General features: G+C 64.4%; 15 protein-coding genes. 9 read left to right on the plus strand and 6 right to left on the minus strand.

The features are described 5' to 3' along the window. Nucleotides 1-137: 137 nt before the first annotated feature. Nucleotides 138-3575, plus strand: coding sequence for a mechanosensitive ion channel domain-containing protein (locus LT988_RS08480; protein ID WP_232409734.1), 3438 nt, complete (start codon nucleotides 138-140; stop codon nucleotides 3573-3575). A gap of 31 nt (nucleotides 3576-3606) precedes the next feature. On the opposite strand, the gene LT988_RS08485 is transcribed toward LT988_RS08480, so the two are convergent. Continuing rightward, nucleotides 3607-3783, minus strand: a complete 177-nt coding sequence (locus tag LT988_RS08485; RefSeq protein ID WP_332460558.1) for a PA3496 family putative envelope integrity protein — start codon at nucleotides 3781-3783, stop codon at nucleotides 3607-3609. Between the two features lie 227 nt (nucleotides 3784-4010). Here LT988_RS08485 and LT988_RS08490 point away from each other — a divergent pair, with 227 nt between their 5' ends. The 4 genes from LT988_RS08490 to LT988_RS08505 all read left to right on the plus strand — a co-directional run bounded on the left by LT988_RS08490 (nucleotide 4011) and on the right by LT988_RS08505 (nucleotide 6859). Next, nucleotides 4011-4709, plus strand: coding sequence for a cytochrome b/b6 domain-containing protein (locus LT988_RS08490; RefSeq protein WP_232409736.1), 699 nt, complete (start codon nucleotides 4011-4013; stop codon nucleotides 4707-4709). A gap of 150 nt (nucleotides 4710-4859) precedes the next feature. Continuing rightward, on the plus strand, nucleotides 4860-5294 hold the full coding sequence (gene dksA, locus LT988_RS08495; protein WP_232409737.1) for an RNA polymerase-binding protein DksA: 435 nt from the start codon (nucleotides 4860-4862) through the stop codon (nucleotides 5292-5294). 4 nt (nucleotides 5295-5298) lie between these two features. Then, the gene (gene gluQRS, locus LT988_RS08500) at nucleotides 5299-6432 is read left to right on the plus strand and encodes a tRNA glutamyl-Q(34) synthetase GluQRS (protein WP_332460559.1); all 1134 of its coding nucleotides are present in this window, start codon (nucleotides 5299-5301) and stop codon (nucleotides 6430-6432) included. Then, nucleotides 6368-6859 (plus strand): YaeQ family protein, encoded by a 492-nt coding sequence (locus LT988_RS08505; protein ID WP_332460560.1) that lies wholly within the window; start codon nucleotides 6368-6370, stop codon nucleotides 6857-6859. Before gluQRS ends, LT988_RS08505 begins: the two co-directional genes overlap by 65 nt. A 280-nt stretch (nucleotides 6860-7139) precedes the next feature. Here LT988_RS08505 and galU read toward each other — a convergent pair whose 3' ends face one another. From galU to lapB, 3 genes are all read right to left on the minus strand, one after another. Further along, nucleotides 7140-8015: a UTP--glucose-1-phosphate uridylyltransferase GalU gene (gene galU / locus LT988_RS08510; RefSeq protein WP_232409739.1), complete on the minus strand. Its 876-nt coding sequence runs from the start codon at nucleotides 8013-8015 to the stop codon at nucleotides 7140-7142. 97 nt (nucleotides 8016-8112) lie between these two features. Further along, nucleotides 8113-8811: an orotidine-5'-phosphate decarboxylase gene (gene pyrF / locus LT988_RS08515; protein ID WP_232409740.1), complete on the minus strand. Its 699-nt coding sequence runs from the start codon at nucleotides 8809-8811 to the stop codon at nucleotides 8113-8115. Between the two features lie 159 nt (nucleotides 8812-8970). Next, nucleotides 8971-10173, minus strand: a complete 1203-nt coding sequence (gene lapB / locus LT988_RS08520; RefSeq protein ID WP_232409741.1) for a lipopolysaccharide assembly protein LapB — start codon at nucleotides 10171-10173, stop codon at nucleotides 8971-8973. A gap of 263 nt (nucleotides 10174-10436) precedes the next feature. Between lapB and LT988_RS08525 the strand changes: the two genes are divergently transcribed. Continuing rightward, nucleotides 10437-11150: an SDR family oxidoreductase gene (locus LT988_RS08525; protein ID WP_232409742.1), complete on the plus strand. Its 714-nt coding sequence runs from the start codon at nucleotides 10437-10439 to the stop codon at nucleotides 11148-11150. 74 nt (nucleotides 11151-11224) lie between these two features. Beyond that, nucleotides 11225-11650 (plus strand): hypothetical protein, encoded by a 426-nt coding sequence (locus tag LT988_RS08530; protein WP_232409743.1) that lies wholly within the window; start codon nucleotides 11225-11227, stop codon nucleotides 11648-11650. A gap of 88 nt (nucleotides 11651-11738) precedes the next feature. On the opposite strand, the gene LT988_RS08535 is transcribed toward LT988_RS08530, so the two are convergent. Beyond that, nucleotides 11739-13139, minus strand: a complete 1401-nt coding sequence (locus LT988_RS08535) for a methyl-accepting chemotaxis protein (protein WP_232409744.1) — start codon at nucleotides 13137-13139, stop codon at nucleotides 11739-11741. A gap of 444 nt (nucleotides 13140-13583) precedes the next feature. Here LT988_RS08535 and LT988_RS08540 point away from each other — a divergent pair, with 444 nt between their 5' ends. Both LT988_RS08540 and LT988_RS08545 read left to right on the plus strand, forming a co-directional pair. Continuing rightward, a complete protein-coding gene (locus LT988_RS08540) occupies nucleotides 13584-15140 on the plus strand; it encodes a metallophosphoesterase family protein (RefSeq protein ID WP_232409745.1) in 1557 nt (518 codons plus the stop codon). After that, nucleotides 15137-16846 (plus strand): Na/Pi cotransporter family protein, encoded by a 1710-nt coding sequence (locus tag LT988_RS08545; RefSeq protein WP_232409746.1) that lies wholly within the window; start codon nucleotides 15137-15139, stop codon nucleotides 16844-16846. Before LT988_RS08540 ends, LT988_RS08545 begins: the two co-directional genes overlap by 4 nt. Nucleotides 16847-16993: 147 nt before the next feature. Here LT988_RS08545 and LT988_RS08550 read toward each other — a convergent pair whose 3' ends face one another. Next, nucleotides 16994-18838 carry an AMP-dependent synthetase/ligase gene (locus tag LT988_RS08550; RefSeq protein WP_232409747.1) on the minus strand — a complete coding sequence of 615 codons (1845 nt, stop codon included), beginning with the start codon at nucleotides 18836-18838 and terminating at the stop codon, nucleotides 16994-16996. Nucleotides 18839-18903: the final 65 nt, after the last annotated feature.

Here is an 18903-nt window from a genome sequence, read left to right on the forward strand (position 1 = left end):
CGGAGCCGTCACCTGTTCAGGCGATGGCCGAGCCGTTCTTTTGTGACCAGATCATGACAATGTCGACCCCGATAATGACCACACCAGCACGAATCCCCGGCCATTCGGAGCAACGGTGGTTTTTGAGACCCCTCGGATTGCTTCCGTTCCTCCTGGTTTCCTCGATGATGCTCGCGGGCGACGCGCCCGCGGCCGAGCCGACGCCGGCCGGGTCGATCCCGACCGCACCGGCAACCAGCAGCGACGGCTTGCCGTCGGTCGACCAAATCGAGGCCAAGATCGCCGAGGTGGCGGCTGATACGGCACTCGACGAGGCCGGCAAGGCGGCTTTGACCGAGCAGTATCGGCGGGCACTGGCAAACCTCGAGGCGACCCGGACCTTCGATAAACAGGCCAACGATTTCGCCAAGGCGCTGACGACGGCACCCGCGGAAACCACAGCGATCCGGGAACGACTGGCGCAACGCGAGCAGGGCGCGAGCGAGCCCGACGAGATTCCGAAGGATCTTCCGAAGGAAGAGATCGCGCGGCGCCTGAGCATCGTACTCGCCGACGCGACCGCACAGGAGACGCGAGTCGGCGAGCTCGACAAGGCGATCGAGCGCAACGCGGGCCGACCCGCCGCCATCCGCGCACGCCTGTCGGATGTGAAGACAGCGCTCGGCGAGATCGATACCGAACTGAACCAACCCACCAGCGCCGACGCGGACGCCGCGTCGGTCGAAGCACGCCAATGGGCGCTCGAAACCCGTCGAGCGTCGCTCTGGGCCGAGACGCGTATGCTCGAGCAGGACCTGCTGAGTCAGTCCGCGCGCGAAGCATTGAACCGCGCTAAACGAGAGGAAGCTGTCCTGGAGTGGGAGACCCTTCAAGCCCGGCAGCGCCAGCTCGAGGAGCTGCAAAACCAGCGACGTCGCGACGAGGCGGAGGCGGCGCAGCGGGAATCCGAGCGTGCAAAGATCGCGGCCTCGGACAAGCATGCCCTGGTGCAGGAGGCAACCCGGGAGAACGCCGAAATCACGACATCCATGGGCGATCTGGCCCGCGATCTCGATGCCCTCGCCCTTGAGATCGAGACCCTCGAGGCCGAACGCAAACGGGTAGAGCAGGATTTCAAGGCGGCGCAGGAACGCATCGAGGCCGCCGGTCTCAGCAAGGCGCTCGGTCAGGTTCTGGTCGAGCGGCGCGACGAGATTCCCGACCAGCGGAGGCTGCGCGGGGAGATCGAAGATCGCGAAGAGAAGATCGCCGAGGCCACACTTCGACAGATCCTCTACCGCGAGGAGCAACGTCAGCTGCGCGATCTCGATGCCTATCTCGACGAGCTCACCACGCGTGATCCAACCGCGCAGGCCCCGGAGGTCCGCGAGCAACTCAAGGAGGCACTCGAGCAAAGACGCCGCTTGATCACACAGGCACTGAGCGTCGAGGACGACTACATCCGCCAGCTCGGCGAGTTGAACTATGCCGCCGACCAGCTCATTCAAACCGCCGAGCGTTACGACGACTATCTTGCCGAGCGGTTGCTGTGGGTACGCAGCACCCTCCCGGTCGGCATCGAGACCCTCGTCACGCTGCCCTCTGCCATCGGCTGGCTCGTCGCGCACGAGCATTGGGTCGAGGTCACAAAGGTACTGACGCACGCGGGGGTGCACTCGCCGCTGCTCTGGGGTCTATTGCTCGTTGTCGTCGTCCTGTTCTGGAAGCTTTCGGCGCTGCGGCGCGCGATCCGCGCCACGGCCGAACCGCTGCGCAGGATCCGAACGGATCGCCTGCGCTATACCGGCAAGGCTATCGGCCTGAGCCTTTTGGCGGCACTCCCCATACCGCTCCTGCTGTGCCTGATCGGACTGCCGCTGTCGACGTCCATCAACGCCACCGGCTTCACGCGCGCGCTTGGGTCGGCCCTGATCGCCGCCTCCGTCGGTCTGTACTATCTGCGTGCTTTCCGAACGCTCTGCATCACCGGAGGGGTCGCCGACCGACACTTTCGCTGGAGCCAAGAAACCCTTCAGCGGCTCAGACGCGAGTTTGATTGGTTCAGCATCTTCATCGTACCGGTCGCCCTGACGGCCATGGTGCTCTACAACGACAGCGATCCGGCCTTCAGCGGCAGTCTCGGACGCCTGGCGATGATCGTGACCATGGTGGGATTCTCCGTCTTCTTCGCGCGCCTATTGAGCCCCGCGAAGGGTGTCGTGAAACCGTTCCTCGCGGCGTCCCCGAACGGTTGGTTCAACCGCTTGCGTCTCATTTGGTTTCCGGTGATCGTCGGCGCGCCGCTCGGGTTGGCGGTGCTCGCGCTGCTGGGCTATGTCTACACGGCCGGCGTGCTCTTCGAGTCGCTGGTCCAACAGACCTGGCTTGCGCTTGCATTGATCGTGCTGCATCAGGTCATCGTGCGATGGCTGATCGTCACGCGGCGACGCTTGGCGCTGACGGCAGCCGTCGAGCGTGCGAGCGCGCGCCGTGCGCAAAACGAGGCCGAGCGTAAAGAGACCGCTCAGGCGCCCTCGGAGCTGCAGGTCGACGAGCCGGAGCCGAATCTCGCCGCACTCGACGAGCAAACCCGACGCCTGATCAATGCCTCGGTGTTCTTCACCGCATTGCTGGGGGTGTGGCTGACCTGGTCGGATGTCCTGCCGGCTCTGTCCATGCTCGAGCGCATCCCGCTGTGGTATTACGAGGGAATGGTCGACGGCGTCGCCCAACCGGTCCCGGTGACGGCGGCCAACCTCGGCCTGGTGCTGTTGATCCTCTTCGTTGCGACAGCTGCCGCCAAGAACCTCCCTGCCCTGTTGGAAATCCTGCTGCTTCAGACCGAATCCGTCTCGGCGGGCGGGCGTTATGCGATCAAGACCCTGGTCAGCTACGGCATTACGGTCGCTGCCTTCCTGCTCGCGTTCAGCACGCTCGGACTGAACTGGGGGCAGGTGCAATGGCTCGTCGCGGCGCTGGGCGTCGGTATCGGGTTCGGCCTTCAGGAGATCGTGGCGAACTTCATCAGCGGCATCATCATCCTGTTCGAACGCCCGGTGCGCGTCGGCGACATCGTTACCATCGGCGATACGACCGGCGTGGTCACCAACATCCAGATCCGCGCAACCACTATCCGTAACTGGGACAGGCAGGAACTCCTGGTACCCAACAAGGAGTTTATTACCGGCCGGTTGTTGAACTGGAGTCTGACCGATCAACAAAACCGCATCACGATCCCGATCGGCATCGAATACGGAAGCGACACGCGCAAGGCGCTGAGCATCCTCGCGCAGATCGCCAAACAGCATGAGCGGGTACTCGATGATCCCGCTCCCTTGATCAGCTTCGAGGGGTTCGGCGACAACGCCCTGACCATCGTGCTGCGGTGCTATCTCAACGCGCTCGAGGGTCGGATCGGCGTCGCCACCGAGCTACACCAAGCGATCTACGATCGGTTCAAGGAGGAGGGGATCGGTATGGCGTTCCCGCAACGCGATGTCCATCTTTCGCTGCGCGAGCCCTTGGATATTCGTTTGGATCCCGCCGTTCGCGACGCGGTTCGGGCGGCGTCACCGGTCCGGCAAGGCGGATCTTGAGCAGGCCCGCCTCCCGGGCGGGCCATCGGCATCAGCCCAGTTCGTCGAACTCGGGGTCTTCGAGAAGCTCGCGAAGCCGTTTGATTTCGCGCATATGCTCGATCCGACGACGCACCGCAAGGTTCGCCGCGGGGGCGCGCGAATCGGGGCCGGTCATCGACGGTACACGTTCGTTGGCGTCCTCGCCATAGCTGCTCTCGTTGTCCATCATCTCGGCTACCTCGGGTCACACCATCACAAGGGAAGATTCGGCGCTCTTTAATGCAAAGAAGAGCCGCCGTCAAGTATTAGTTTGATGCTTGCCTCGAACAGCGGTGCATCACGCTCGGCAACTTGACCCTGGAGTCGGTGCGGATCGAGTTGCCCCGAGCCACCGCGGGCCTCAAGATACCGGGCTGACACCGAATCGGTTCGGAGCGAAGAGGAGACCCTACGTTGAACGAGCGTGTAATCCTGGTCTGGGACCTACCGACCCGACTCTTTCACTGGCTCCTTGTGTTGCTTGTCGCGGCGTCGTTCGTGACCGGCCTGCAAGGCGGGAATCTGATGGTTTGGCACGGCCGCATCGGTCTTGTGATCCTGGGCCTGCTGGCCTTTCGCCTCGCCTGGGGCGTCCTGGGGTCGACCTATGCGCGATTCGGGCATTTCGTGCGCGGACCGGGCGAGGTCATCGACTACCTGCGCGGTCGCTGGCGAGGGCTCGGACACAGCCCATTGGCGGCCCTTTCCGTGCTCGCATTGATCGGCTTACTGCTGTTTCAGTCGATCAGCGGCCTCATGAGCAATGACGATATCGCCTTCAGAGGCCCCCTCTACGACCTGGTCTCCAAAGCAACCAGCAACTGGCTGACCGGGTTGCACCGCCAGAACATCTGGTTGATCGGCGGGCTCGTCGCACTGCACGTCTGCGCGGTTCTCTTCTACACGCTGCTGCGCAAGGACGACCTCATCCGTCCGATGATCCACGGCCGCAAGCGCGTCTCGGGCGCGGCCGCGAAACCGGCGACCGGAGGCGGCTGGATCGCCCTTCTCGCGGCATTGGCCGTTGCCTTCACCGCCGTGTGGATCGCCGACGGAGGGCTTCTTCCGCCACCCCCGCCGCCTCCGCCCCCCGGCAGCATTCCGACGTGGTAACCGCCGTCGACACTCAAAGACGCGGCCGTCACTGCCAATTGAGTTGCTCGGCGACCGATGTTCTGGTACTTAAGCGTGTTTTTCGCGGCAGGCCCGGCCAGCCGTATCGGGCGCATGCCATCCACGACAAGAGCCTTCGGGAGTACATTCATGGCCGAAGCGAACGCCACTCAAGCCAACACAGCCGAGTTCGAGCCCTACCGACAAGGCACGGACGAGGACTATATGAGTCCCGAGCAGGAGGCGCATTTCCGCGAGATTCTCCTCGCCTGGAAAAAATCCCTCATGGAAGAGGTCGACCGAACCGTACACCACATGCAGGACGAGGCCACCAACTTCCCCGACCCCAACGATCGCGCCACGCAGGAGTCCGAGTTCAGCCTGGAGCTGCGCACCCGCGATCGCGAGCGCAAGCTGATCAAAAAGATCGACGAGGCGCTGGGTCGGATCGACGACCACGACTACGGCTTCTGCGAAGCGTGCGGGGTCGAGATCGGCATCCGACGTCTCGAGGCTCGGCCGACCGCCACACTCTGCATCGACTGCAAGACACTCGACGAGATCCGAGAACGGCAGCGAGGATGATCGATTGCGCAGGACGCCGCTCTCGGTCGTGACGCCGATGCGCGCTCCCGCGGATCCCGGTCCGAGCAGCGATCCCGGGAAGGCCGCGTATCGCGGCCGCTTCGCGCCCTCCCCGACCGGCCCGCTCCATCTCGGCTCGCTCCTCGCCGCCGTGGCCAGCTACGCTGACGCCCGCGCAAACCGAGGCATCTGGCTGGTGCGGATGGAAGACCTCGACCGCGCGCGCGAGGTTCCCGGGGCGTCCGACCTGATCTTAAGAACCCTGAGCGCATTCGGTTTCGAATGGGACGAAGCCGTGGTCATCCAAAGCCGTCGCACCGACGCCTACCGAGACGCACTCGACACACTCAAGGCCCTGGATCTGACCTATCCGTGCGGATGCAGCCGCACCGAGGTTGCTCGAGCCGGGCGCTCGGGACCGGAGGGGCCCGTCTACCCCGGCACCTGCCGCGCGGGTCTTGCCCTCGGGCGGCGTGCCCGCACCGAGCGCTTCCGCACCCCGCCCGGCGCACTCGGCTTCGAAGACCGAATCCAGGGGCGACAGCAGCAGAAGGTCGATGAAGCGGTCGGCGACTTCGTGCTGCGGCGCGCCGACGGCATCCACGCCTACCAACTCGCTGTCGTCGTCGACGATGCCCTTCAAGGGATCACCCAAGTGGTGCGCGGCGCGGACCTGCTGCTCTCGACGCCTCGCCAGATCCTGCTGCAACGCGCCTTAGGGTTCAGTCAACCCGGCTACGCGCATGTCCCTCTGGTCTTGGACGCGGCGGGCCGAAAGCTCAGCAAATCACTGGCTGCCGCACCCGTGGATGCGCGCGATCCGCTTCCCGCCTTGCGTGCAGCCTGGACCCTGCTAGGTCAGACCCCGCCGCCCGCGGATCTTCACATCGATGCCTTTTGGACGTGGGCCATCGCCGAGTGGAGGATCGCGCGCATCCCGGCCAAGACCTCGGCGGAATACCCGAGCGCCGCATCGCCGCGGACGCGTGAGCCCTTCGCGCGCCCCTCGACCCCGAGACACCCCGATGGCCCTCAATGCAACCGTTTTCAAAGCGCAGATCCAGATCAACGACATGGACCGTCATTATTACGAGGCCCACACCCTGACGCTGGCCCGGCATCCGTCGGAGACCGATGAGCGGATGATGGTGAGGCTCCTCGCCTTCGCCCTGCATGCCGACCCGCAGCTTGCCTTCACCAAGGGGCTGAGTGCGGATGATGAGCCGGATCTCTGGCAGCGCAGCCTGAGCGGCGAGATCGAGTGCTGGATCGAGGTGGGTCAACCCGACGAGCGGCGCCTGCGGAGAGCAAGCGGACGCGCTCGCGAGGTGGTGGTGATGACCTACTCCGGGCGCGCGGCCGATCTTTGGTGGCAGCAGAACAGCGCCGGTCTGGAGCGCCTTCGCAACCTTCGGGTTGTCGATCTGAACAGCAGCGAGAGTCAGGCACTGAGCCGCTTGGTCGAGCGCTCGATGGATCTACAGTGCACCATCGACGGCGGCGAGGTTTGGATCGGCAATGAGCGGGAGACGGTCGCCCTGTCTCCACGCCTGCTCCAGGTCTGAACTCAAGCGCGCCCGGCGCGGTATGGGGTGTTTTCGGATGGGATCGGACTCGGCAGCTTTGACGACCGCTGGAGTCGGCGCGGTTTGAGGTACTAAAAAATAAATCATTTTATACCGCGTCCCCGCCAAGGGCCGTGGATATACCAAACCTCGAACTTACTCGAAAGTTTGCATTTCGCTCTGGACGCGGTTTAAACAGGGCGGGGCAGGCCGGAGCACGCAGGCTCCGGGCACGACCCCGAAGAGCCGTCGAGAGTCCGGCTGCCGGCGCCTCGCGATGCTACTGCTGGCCGAAGGCCCGCAGATAGGCCGAGAAGCGCTCCCCGACCTCAGGATGCGCCAGACCGAACTCGACGTTGGCCTGGAGATAGCCGAGCTTGCTGCCGCAATCGTAACGCTTGCCCTGGAAGGGATAAGCGATCACCGGCTCGTCCTTGAGGAGCGCGGCGATGGCATCGGTCAATTGGATCTCTCCGCCGGCTCCTTCCTGGGTCTGTTCGAGCTTCTCGAAGATCTTGGGCGTCAGCAGATAGCGCCCGACGACCGCAAGATTCGATGGCGCATCGGCCGGTGCCGGCTTCTCCACGATCCCCACGACCCGCAGCTCTCCGTCCGGACCGGACTCGACCTTCACGATGCCGTACTTGTTGGTTTCCTCTCGCGGGACCTCCTGGACACTCAGCACGCTGCAGCCGAACCGCTCGTAAACCTCGGCCATCTGCTCCACCACGCCCTTGCCTTGCGAGCGGATCAGGTCGTCGGCCAGCAAGACGGCAAAGGGCTCACTCCCCACGACGGACTTGGCGCAGAGGACGGCGTGCCCGAGACCGAGCGCCTCGGCTTGGCGCACGTAGATGCAGGTCACGCTCGGCGGCATGACGTTCTGAACGATGTCCAGGAGTTGCAGTTTTCCGGCACTCTTGAGCTCGGACTCGAGCTCGTAGGCCTTGTCGAAATGATCTTCGATCGAGCGCTTGTTGCGCCCGGTGATGAAGACCAGCTGAGTCGCCCCGGCGTCCTCCGCCTCCTCCGCCGCATACTGGATCAGCGGCTTGTCGACGATCGACATCATCTCCTTAGGGCTTGCCTTGGTGGCCGGAAGGAACCGGGTCCCGAGTCCGGCGACCGGGAACACTGCCTTTCGAATCTTCGCCATCGCGTCTTCTCCTTCAGGATCGATCAATAGTGAGCGGACAGCTCGGACGAACGCCGAGATGGATGTTGAGACGGGTCATGCCCGGGTCTGGAGCGCATCAGTCCACGAGCGAATCCTCGATGGCCTGCAACGCAGCCAAGGGATCCTTTGCCGCCGTGATCGGGCGCCCGATGACCAGGTCGTCCGCACCGGCTGCGAGGGCGTCGCGTGGCGTCATCACGCGCACCTGGTCACCGAGCGACGTACCGGCTGGTCTGACCCCCGGCGTCACCAGTCGAAAATCGGGGCCCTGTGCGGCACGAACCGCAGCCGCCTCCAAGGGCGAGCAAACGACCCCGTCGAGACCTGCGGCATGCCCGAGCGCGGCAAGTTGGACGACCCGCTCGCCCGGCTCGCCCGGACATCCGACAGCGATCAGATCCTCCCGGCTTAGACTGGTGAGCAGGGTCACTCCGATCAGCAACGGCCGACTCGACATGGCATCGAGCCGAGTGCGCGCCGCCTGGATCATTCCGGCCCCGCCCGAGATGTGCAGGTTCACCATCCAGACCCCGAGATCCGCAGCTGCAGCACAAGCCCCGGCCACTGTGTTGGGGATATCGTGAAACTTTAGATCGAGAAAGACATCGAAACCGCGCAACTGCAACGCCTCGACGAATGCCGGCCCGCATCGGGTGAAGAGCTCCTTGCCGACCTTCAGCCGGCAGCGCGTCGGATCGAGCCGCTCGACCAGGGACACCGCTTGGGCCTCGCTCGCGAAGTCGAGCGCGACAATGATGCGTTTGGCTGACGTCACGGCCGGTCCTCGGGTGCATCGTCAATGTTTCGGGCGGGGTTGTTTTCCCAAGTCGACGGCTGAGTCTCGTTCAACGACCTTCGGTCGGTGCGAGACGCGCCGAGCTCGCAAGCCGCGACAAACATCACAGGCATCATTGCGGACCGGCCCCCGACAGGGTCAGGCGAGTCGCCGCTCATGCAGCACCTCCTCTCCGATGATCGGCTCCGGCTGAACAGGAACGACACTCCCCCAGCATCGGCAGCTGGGACACTGCCAATGCAGCGAGCGCGCCTCGAAACCGCAGTGGTCGCAACGATAAATCGCCTGCCCGGCGAGCAAGTGCCGCGTCACGTCCAAAGCGACACGCATACGCTCGACGGTCAAACCCTGCCCCTGGGACGGACTCTCGACCTGAAGCGCAAGGAGGCGCTCGAGCGCCGCTAAATCCGCATGCTTGGAGAGGTAACGCGTCAGTAGATCCATGGCCGCCTCCTTGCCGCGGCTCTGGGCCACGACATCACCGAGACTCAGGATCAGGGCCGGACTCGAATGCCGCTGCGCCAGGTCCTCCAAGACCGCCGGGGCATCCTCGCGTCCGAGCCGCCGCAAGGCGTCGATCAGCTCGGGCAGGATCTCCGGGACATAGGACGCGCGTTGCTCCGCGACATGCAAAAAAAGTGCAAGGGCGCGCTCCGGTGCACCGTCTTCCAATGCAGCACGACCCTCCAGCATGGTCGCACGGACACACTCGGGATCGGCCTCCCGCGCCAGGCTGAGTTGGACCATCGCACGCGCAGCATCGCCGCAGCGCCTTGCATCTTCGGCGAGCTCGCAGTGGTAGTGGCCGATCGCGACCTTGACGGACGGGTCGTTCGCAGGCTCGAGCAGCTCGGCGACCTCCAGGCAGCGTGCCCAGTCACGCTCCTGCTCGTAGAGCTCGCGCAGACTTTGGAGCGCACGCTGGCGGTGCAAGCCGAGCCCGACCAGCTCCTGGAACAAGCATTCGGCGCGGTCCAACAAGCCTGCGCGCATGTAGTCTTGGCCGAGCTCGAAGAGCGCATCCCCGCGCTGCTCCGCCGCGAGATTCTTACGGGCGATCAGATTCTGGTGAATGCGAATCGCTCGGTCGACCTCACCGCGGCGCCGGAAGAGACTGCCGAGGGCAAGATGGGTTTCGACGGTCTCCCCATCGACCTCGACAAGCTCGAGGAACATGTCGATGGCTTTGTCCGGCTGCTCTTCGACGAGGTAATTCAAGCCCCGCAGAAACGCGGGGTGAGGTGGCGATCCTCGAGTGCGTCGCGACGGCGTGCCGCGGCGCGCAACCCACCACCCCGAGGCTGCAGCGACGGGCAGGAGCAAAAACAGCAGCTCGATCACGGGCGCCACCGAGAATGCTGGAGGACAGGGAGACCGCCATCGACCACGCGGCGGCGACCGCTCTGATATGCTGGTTTGGGTAAACTGCTCACGCCCTAGATGATACAGGCAACCCGCCCGCCCCGCATGAGGAAGCCGAGCCGATTGGCGACCGACCCTGTGCGCCCGGGTTGGGCATCCCGCTCCGGGCCCCAATCTTCCGGGACAAGCGCATCGCCGACAGGCGCCCTTAATAGTCGGCACAACAACCAGGAGTCACGAGCGTGCAGGAATTCACCGGGAAAACCGTTGTCGTCACCGGCGCCGCGGGGAATCTGGGCCGCGCCACCGCAAGCACCTTCGCCCGCCGAGGCGCACGACTCGCCCTGATCGACCGGAACCCTGAGGCCTTGCACTCGGCGCAGAAGGCGCTGCCTGAGGGATGCGAGTCGGCCGTCTTTGCGACCGACCTGTTGGATCCTGCCGCGGTAGCGGACACGATCGCCGGCGTCAAAGACCGGTTCGGCGCGATCCATGTCGTCGCGAATATCGCCGGTGGCTTTGCCATGGGCCCCGCCATCCACGAGACGACGGATGAGCAGTGGGATTCTCTGATGGATCTGAACCTGCGCACCGTCTTTAACTGCTGCCGAGCGGCGATCCCCGAGATCCCGAGCGGGGCCGGCGGGCGCATCGTCAACATTTCAGCCAGGGCGGCCGTTCGGGGAGCCGGACATATGGGGCCCTACTGCGCCTCCAAGGCCGCCGTCATCACCCTCACCGAGAGCCTCGCCGAGGAGCTGAAACACCGGGGGATCACCGTCAACTGCGTCTTGCCCGGGACCCTCGACACCCCCGAAAACCGTTCGGCGATGCCCGACGCGGATCACGACACCTGGGTCCCCTTGGACGCACTCGCCGACGTGATCGTCTTTTTGGCCTCGGATGCCGCACGCTGCGTGACAGGCGCAGCGGTGCCTGTCTACGGACGGAGCTAAGACGCGTCGTGTACCCTGAATCAAAAGGACGCAGCCTGACCCATCACACCCGATCGGACGTCGGATCGACGCGAGTGAACGATCGGAGACGCGCGCTTCACCGCTGGGCCGCGTCGATGTGCTTCATCATGGGCTTCGGCATCCAAAGCGCCGTCGCCTTGGAGTTGGACGAGACAACCGAAGTGCTTCTGATCGAAGCGGTCGAGGCCGCCTACGCATTGGATCTCTATCACGCCCGCTGCCGAAGCGACGGTTCTAACCGGCGCACCGAGAACCTCAACAAGCTGCTCGCCAGCCGGATGCGCTTGACCGTGCTCAGGGTTCAGGACGACGTGTTTCCCGAGCGTAATTATCGGAAGGTTCAGGAACGGCTCCAGCGGGAGTTCGTGGCGACGCTCAACGCAAACGGAGGGTGTGCCGGGGTGAAGGACTCGGAGCTCCCCGCAGAGTTGCGAGCACGTTACGACGAAAAGATCAAAGCGATCGAAGCACTTCCCTGAAACGCTGCGCCTGAATGGATGCGCTCCTGCAGGTGCGCTGCCCCGAGTCGGCGGCCGAACCTCAACGTGCCGGGTCGGTGGCCGGGCCCTATCGCCGATCCAATGGCTCCCCGGACTCCGCTTGGAGGATCTTCGAGAGGGCCGACAAGCCGGCCGCAGCCTCCTTGAGCCGCTTCACGTCACTGGAGGAGACCTTTGCTCCGGATTGCGGAAGATGCGCGATCAGGTTCTTGACGATGGCGCTGTTGCGCTCGATCCCGTCGCGAAGGGCCAGGATGCGCTCGAGCCGCGCATCGACGGCCGAACGCAGCTCTCCCGCTGCGCGCGCGCACTCGCTCGGCTCGGCAGCGGCATGAAGATCGCGCAGGGCCACGGCCTCGCGCATCGCACTACGCCACCAGTTGACGAAGGTCGATTTGTGATCGGCCAACACATTGAGCGAAGCCGCCATAGCGTCGATCTCGTCGCGCGCACCAGGCACCGTCGGGATGCGCTCGCGCGGTGTTTCGGTGGTCATACGGTCGAGCAGCCCTGCGATCTTGCGCACCGGACGGACGATCCTCAGGGTGATCATGACGGCGAAGACCGCCCCGAGCAGGGTCGCCCCAAGCGCGATCAACAGGTTGATCCGCGCCCGCGCAGCCGCGCTCTCCGCGATCGCGGCGGTCATCGAGGTCGTCAGCCGACTGGCTTCGACAAGATTGGCCTCGACCAGCGGCGTGATCCGTCCCGCGGCGAGGTCCATGGCGTCCTCGAGCCCTTCGATGTGGCGGTCCTGCTCGACCAGCGCATGAAAATCGCGCCCGTAGGCCGCGAGGCGCTCGGTCAAGGCCGCTCGCTCGGGTTCGGCGATCCGAGCCCGCGAGACGCGCTCGGCGGCCTCGCTCAGGATGTCGTCCACCATCGTGACGTAGGTCTCGTCGCCGCGCAGCAAATAATCCTTCTCGCGGCGCCGCAGCTGGAGGATCGCGATCTCGAGACCTGTCGCCTGTTCGACCGAACCTGCCAGCGATCCAGCCAGCGCCTCAAGCTCGTGCGCGGTTCGGCGAAACGCGCCCTGCAGACCGCTGTTTTCGTCGAGCCCATTGGTCCGCCACGCCTCGACGACCGATTCGAAACTTGTCAGGTAGTCGGCGATCAGCGTTTGAATCTCGGTCGCCGCGCGACGTGAGGCCTCATCGAGACGCGCGAGTACCGCGGCCTCGGCATCCAATGCAGCCGCTGCGCGCGCGACCTCCGCGACCGCATCGAGATTCCTGGTCACAAGAAACTCGGACTGAGCCGCCCGCATGGCGCCGAGACGTCGCTCGATGCCAAAGGCATGGGACTGACGTGCACCGTAGAGCGCGTGAAGTCGCTCGTAGTCAGCGCTCAGCCGCGCCAGTGCCAACTGATTCTGAACGATGACCCCGAGAAAAATCAGGATCACCAGACCGAATCCCAGCCCGATCTTCTCACCGATACGCAATCTGCTCGCGAGCTTGCTCACCCTGCCTCCCGGGCCTGATATGGCCGGTCGAAACCCGTGCCTCGGCCGATCACACGCCAGCCTACCCTAACCCGGCCGAGCCGTAACCAAGAAACGCCGTCGAAAGCTCTACTCGTTGTCGTAATCGGATTCCGTACGAACGCGACAACGACAACGACAACGACAACGAACAATTTTGCGACGGTTTGTTCAAGATTTTCGGCTTGATGGACTCGTCCACACGACCCGCCGATCGTTGCGCACGCCACCGCACGGTCGATCCCAGATCCGGCAGTTGAACGCTTCGTGCCCCACGCAAGGCTTTGACGCGGCCTGAAAATCTTGGAGATCGGACGCCTCGACTGCCGGATCTAGGTTGATGCTCATCGGCCGGAATGCGACGCTTGGGCCGTCCAGCAGACCCCGCATCCCAACTCAGCCCCCGGAGGGTCATCCAAAACGCCTATGTCGAACCCGAGTCACACCAAGCGGAAAGGTTTTCTCAGACACTTCCGCGGTCTGGTCCGCGAGGCCCACCCGTGCGCCGACCTCGACCTTCGCGGCTCACTGCGTCTGGGCAAGTCGACGGTGAGGCTCCCGCCGCCCGCGCTGCCCCTGCAGATCCTTCTCGGCGGCGAGCAGGGTTATCGGCTCCATCTCTATCCGGAGCCGGTGCTCGATTCGGAAGGACGTTTCGAGCACCGCGGCAGCTATCTGCTCGTCGACCCCATGACCTACTTCTCCGACATCAGCGGATTCATCCGACTGAGCGAGGGCGATACCTTGACCCTGGGACGCGACGACCCGACGCAACGCCTGCTGCTGCGATACCCTCGCGCCGTCGAGCCGCAGCATCTTCGGCTCAAGCTCTCGGCCGATGAACTGTCCTTCAAGAATAAATCCAGGTCGGCGGGTGTTTGCATCGCTCCGCTGGCCACGACCGACCTGATGGAGCGCATCACGCGTTCGCGTCGCCTTGCACTCGAGCGCCTCGCTCGGGTCCTCGGCGGACCGATCGAGCCTTTGCCGCGGGCGCCCTCGCTGGACCTGCTCGAACAGGTGATCGCGCTGATGGATCAAGAGCCCTATCGCGCACTCAATCGGCTCGGCCAACCGGGAGGTCTCTTGATCCTACCCGATCGCGCGACCCCCATCTTCGTCGGCGATCTGCGCGCCCGTATCGACAATCTCCTCGTCATCCTGACACAAAACGCCTTTCTTCAGGCACTCGAAGAGGGCAGCGCAATCCTGATCATCCTGGGCAGTGCCGTACATCCGGATCGGCCCGAGCAAGCCGCCGAGATGGACAGCTCCATCCTGATGATGGATCTGATCTTTCGACTCAAGCTGCGGTTTCCCGAACGCGTCTTCTATCTGCGGGGACATCACGACAGCTTCTCCGAGGCCATCAGTTGTGCCGGATTGCCGCAGGGGTCGCTCTGGGAGGATGCTCTACATCAGACACGGGGACCGGCCTATCGGGACGCGATGCGGCGTTTCTATGCCCGTCTGCCCTTGGTGGCCGTCACCTCCCGCTACCTCGCCGCGCACGCGGCACCGCCGATCACGGCCGAGGGATGGCAGACGCTCGTGGATATCGACCGGAATCCGGAGCTGGCCGACCGCCTCGTTCGGGTGCCCCATCCCTCGGAGGATGACCCGAGCGGCACCTATGGGAGGCGTGAGCTGAGCCGTATGTTCCGACGCCTCGGCCTGGCGGAGAGCGCCGTCTGCGTGCTCGGGGGTCATCCGGCGGCTTCGGCCGGGCATCGCACCCGAGACACCGAAGACCCTGAGCACCTTCGGAGGGTCTTCAGCGCCGATCCGCACTGGGTCGGCACCCTCACGCGTTCCCACAAGCGTTTACTGCCGCTTCGCTATCCGGCCGAACCGCTTCTGGAGGTCTACAACCGGCTGTTGCGCACCGCAGGTGCGGGAAACCCCTCGAATCGACCGCTGACGAGCCTGGCTCAACCGACCCCGACTCAGCCGAGGGACGCCCCCGACGAGGTGCCACGATGACCCCCGATCTCACCCAAGCGATCACGCCGGCGATCCACTGGTGGGCAATGGCGATGAGCCTTTTCGGCGGCCTCGCACTCTTTCTCTACGGCATGGATCAGATGGCCGAGGCGCTCAAGGCGGTCGCCGGAGAGCGGATGAAGGACATCCTGGCGAAACTGACCGCCAACCGCTTCATGGGCGCCATCACCGGAGCCTTCGTCACGGCCGTCATCAATTCCTCTTCCGTGACGACGGTCCTGGTGGTGGGCTTCATCAGTGCCGGACTCATGACCTTGAGTCAATCCGTGGGCGTCATCATGGGCGCCAACATCGGCTCGACCGTCACCGCGCAACTGATCGCCTTTCAGATCACGGAGGCAGCCCTGTTGATGATCGGCATCGGCTTCACGATGCAGTTCGCGTCCACGCAGGAGGCGATTCGCCAATACGGCGGCATCCTCATGGGTTTGGGTCTGGTGTTCTTCGGCATGAGCATCATGAGCGACGCGATGGGGCCGTTGCGGACCTACGAACCCTTCCTGGAGTTTGTCCGGAGGCTGGAGAATCCGGCGATCGGCATCCTGGTTGCCGCCGTCTTCACCGGCGTGATCCAATCCTCCGCCGCCACGATGGGCATTGCGATCGTCATGGCGAGCCAGGGTCTCATCAATCTCCCCACCGGGATCGCGCTCGCCCTCGGGGCCAATATCGGGACCTGCGTCACCGCGTTGCTGGCAGCCATCGGCAAACCGCGCGATGCGCTGCGCGCTGCCTTGGTGCATGTGATCTTCAACGTCTGCGGCGTCTTGCTCTGGGTCGGCTTCATCGCGCAGCTCTCGACCTTCACGCAGCTGATCTCGCCTTCCCATCCCGGCCTATCGGGAACCGCTCGACTCGCCGCCGAGGTCCCCCGGCAGATCGCCAATGCACATACCTTGTTCAATGTCGCCAATACAGTCCTCTTTATCGGCCTGAGCACGCAGTTCGCACGCCTCGTGCAGTGGCTGGTTCCGGACAAACCCCCGGGCGCGGAGGCCCTTGTGGTCCGCGCAAAGTACCTGGACGACGAGTTGATCTCCACGCCGTCCTTGGCGCTCGATCGCGTGCGCCTGGAAGTCCTGCACATGGGCGAGTGCGTGGACGCGATGATGTCGCGCATCATGCCGGCGATCCTCAGCGGCAATCGTCGCACGCTGCGCGAGATCGAGCTGATGGACAACGACGTCGACACGCTGCACGCCCAGATCATCACCTATCTGGGCAAAATCAGCCGTCTATCGCTCACCGAGAAGCAGACGGCGACCCTGATGCGCCTGATGGCGGCGGTGAACGACTTGGAGAACATCGGCGACGTCGTGGAAACCAACCTGATCGTGCTCGGACGCGAGCGGATCGACGCGGGCGTCTCCATCAGCGGGCCGACCCGCGAGGTCCTCATGGGCTTCCATCGGATCGTGACACGCTCGGTCTCTTCCGCGGTCCAGGCCGTCGCGCAGAACAACGAGATGGCCGCGCGCACCGTGACCTCCATGAAACAGGAGATCCAACATATCGCCGACTCCGCGGCCATCCACCAAGCACAGCGCCTCGTCGCGGAAGAACCGAATCGCATCCCCGCCTACACAATCGAGATCGACATCATCGAGAAGCTCAAGCGGATCTATTACTTCGCCAAACGGATGGCCAAAACGGTCGAGACCGACGAGGATGAGAGCCCGTCTTGACGGGGTGTGGGTCGCGGCCGATTCAGGATCCCAAGCGCGCTGATCGGGACGCATCGTCCCGTCGCCACCTGAACGATGCAGACTCTCCGATGGATACGAAGGAACCCCGGTCTACCGGTAAAGCCATGGCATTGGACGCGTGATGCATCACACGACAATGGTATGGCCCGCGTAGAGCGCATCGACCTGCGCCTTGAAACGCTCCAGCACCTCCTCCCGTTTCACTTTCATCGTCGGGGTCAGTAGGCCGTTGTCCAGGGTCCAAGGGGTCAGAAGCAACTGGACGCGGCGGACCTGGGCGTGGGCCGGGAAGTCGCGTAGCAAATGCCCTAGTCGGCTGATGACGGCTCGCTTGACGCGCTGGTTTTGGAGTGTGCTCGGGTCGGCCGGGTCCGAGGAGAACTCTTTCGCCAACGATTCCCAAGCCCCCGGCTCCAGCACCAGGAGCGCGGTCACGAACGGCTTGCCCTCCCCGACGACCAAGGCCTGCTCGAAGAGCGGATCGGCGGCAATCGTCTGCTCCAGGTCGCCGGCCGGGATTTTCTCTCCCGACGACATCACCAAGATGTCTTTGATGCGCCCGCGGATGTAAATCCGCCCCTGGCGCATCTCCGCGATATCCCCGGTGTGCAGCCAGCCGTCCGAGTCGATTGCCTGCCGCGTCTCCTCCGGTCGCTTCCAATAGCCGAGCATCACGCCAGGACTGCGTGCAAGTAGCTCTCCGTTGGCGGCAAGACGCACCTCGGCGCCGGGAATCGGCAGACCCGCCGAGCCAGGCACATTGTCCTCCGTACGGTTACCCGCGATCGTGGGGGAGGCTTCGGTGAGGCCGTAACCTTCCAGCAGATTGAGTCCAAGCCCGATGAAGCAACGTGCCACCGGCTCGGAGAGAGGGGCCGCTCCGCTGATCGCGATGCGCAGGCGTCCGCCCAGCCGAGCCAGAACCTTATCCGCAACCAGAGGCCTCAGCAGCTGCCACAGCATCCGATCGACGAACCCAATCTCCGCACCACGGCCTTGCGCGGCGAGGAAGCGGAGCCAGCCGATGGCGATGGCCTGACGGAACAGCGCCCGGGCGATCCGCCCCTCCCGCTCGAGCTTGGCCTGAATCCGGGCATAGGCCTTCTCGTACACACGCGGCACCGAGATCAGTGCTGTCGGACGGATCGTCATCAGGTCTTCGCCCAACGTCTGCAGGGAGCGCGCATAGGCGACACAGCTGCCCGCCATCATCGGGAGGTAGTAGCCGAGGGTGCGTTCGAAGGCATGGGACAGGGGCAGGAAGGAGAGCAGGATGTCGTCGTGATAAGTCGGCACCATCTCGAGCTGAGCCGCCGCATTCCAGAGAATGTTGTGGTGGGACAACATCACGCCCTTCGGTCGACCGGTCGTGCCGGACGTATACACCAGGGTCGCCGGATCGCTCGGATCCGCGTCATGATCGCCGTGCACTGCCCCCTCTCGATTCAGCCAATCGGCCACGCAAACAACGTCCGGAGGCCCTTCGAAAGGCACGTCTGCGCGTGCGGCGTCTTCCAGGCAGATGACCTGTCGCAGCTCCGGAAAGACTGTCCGCCGGGCCCCCAACATCCGCCATTGATTCAGGCTACCGATCAAGAGTGCCTGACTCCCGGAATCGGCCAGGATGTAGGCGACGTTCCCTGGAGTGTCGTTGGGATACAAGGGAACCACGACCAGCCCGAGCGCCAAAGCCGCCTGCTCGTAGCAGACCCACTCGACGCCATTGCGCAGCTGCACCGCCACGCGCGCACCGGGGGCCAGGTCCAGGTCGGCGAGCGCGCGTTGCCAGCGGCCGACGCGCTCGGCCATCTCGCCCCAGTTCAGGCTCGACCACTGGCCGCATGTCTCGTCGAACTGTCGGTAGGCAGTGAGATCCGGGGTGCGGGCAACCCGCTCACGAAAAAGTCCCGACAAGGTTCCGGCCGTTTCAATCGGGATCAGATCGGCCCTGCGATCCAGCGACGTCTTCATCTTGATCCCTCCCAAGAAGGTCAGGGCGCCACGTCGCCCGCGGTCTATGCAACCGCGAGGTCACT

This window comes from Thiocapsa bogorovii (assembly GCF_021228795.1).
In the GTDB taxonomy this organism is placed as follows: domain Bacteria; phylum Pseudomonadota; class Gammaproteobacteria; order Chromatiales; family Chromatiaceae; genus Thiocapsa; species Thiocapsa bogorovii.

Coding starts and splice junctions, on each gene's coding strand:
- LT988_RS08485 (WP_332460558.1), bottom strand. CDS start 3,783: ATGGACAACGAGAGCAGCTATGGCGAGGACGCCAACGAACGTGTACCG.
- dksA (WP_232409737.1), top strand. CDS start 4,860: ATGGCCGAAGCGAACGCCACTCAAGCCAACACAGCCGAGTTCGAGCCC.
- galU (WP_232409739.1), bottom strand. CDS start 8,015: ATGGCGAAGATTCGAAAGGCAGTGTTCCCGGTCGCCGGACTCGGGACC.
- LT988_RS08505 (WP_332460560.1), top strand. CDS start 6,368: ATGGACCGTCATTATTACGAGGCCCACACCCTGACGCTGGCCCGGCAT.
- LT988_RS08540 (WP_232409745.1), top strand. CDS start 13,584: ATGTCGAACCCGAGTCACACCAAGCGGAAAGGTTTTCTCAGACACTTC.
- LT988_RS08545 (WP_232409746.1), top strand. CDS start 15,137: ATGACCCCCGATCTCACCCAAGCGATCACGCCGGCGATCCACTGGTGG.
- LT988_RS08550 (WP_232409747.1), bottom strand. CDS start 18,838: ATGAAGACGTCGCTGGATCGCAGGGCCGATCTGATCCCGATTGAAACG.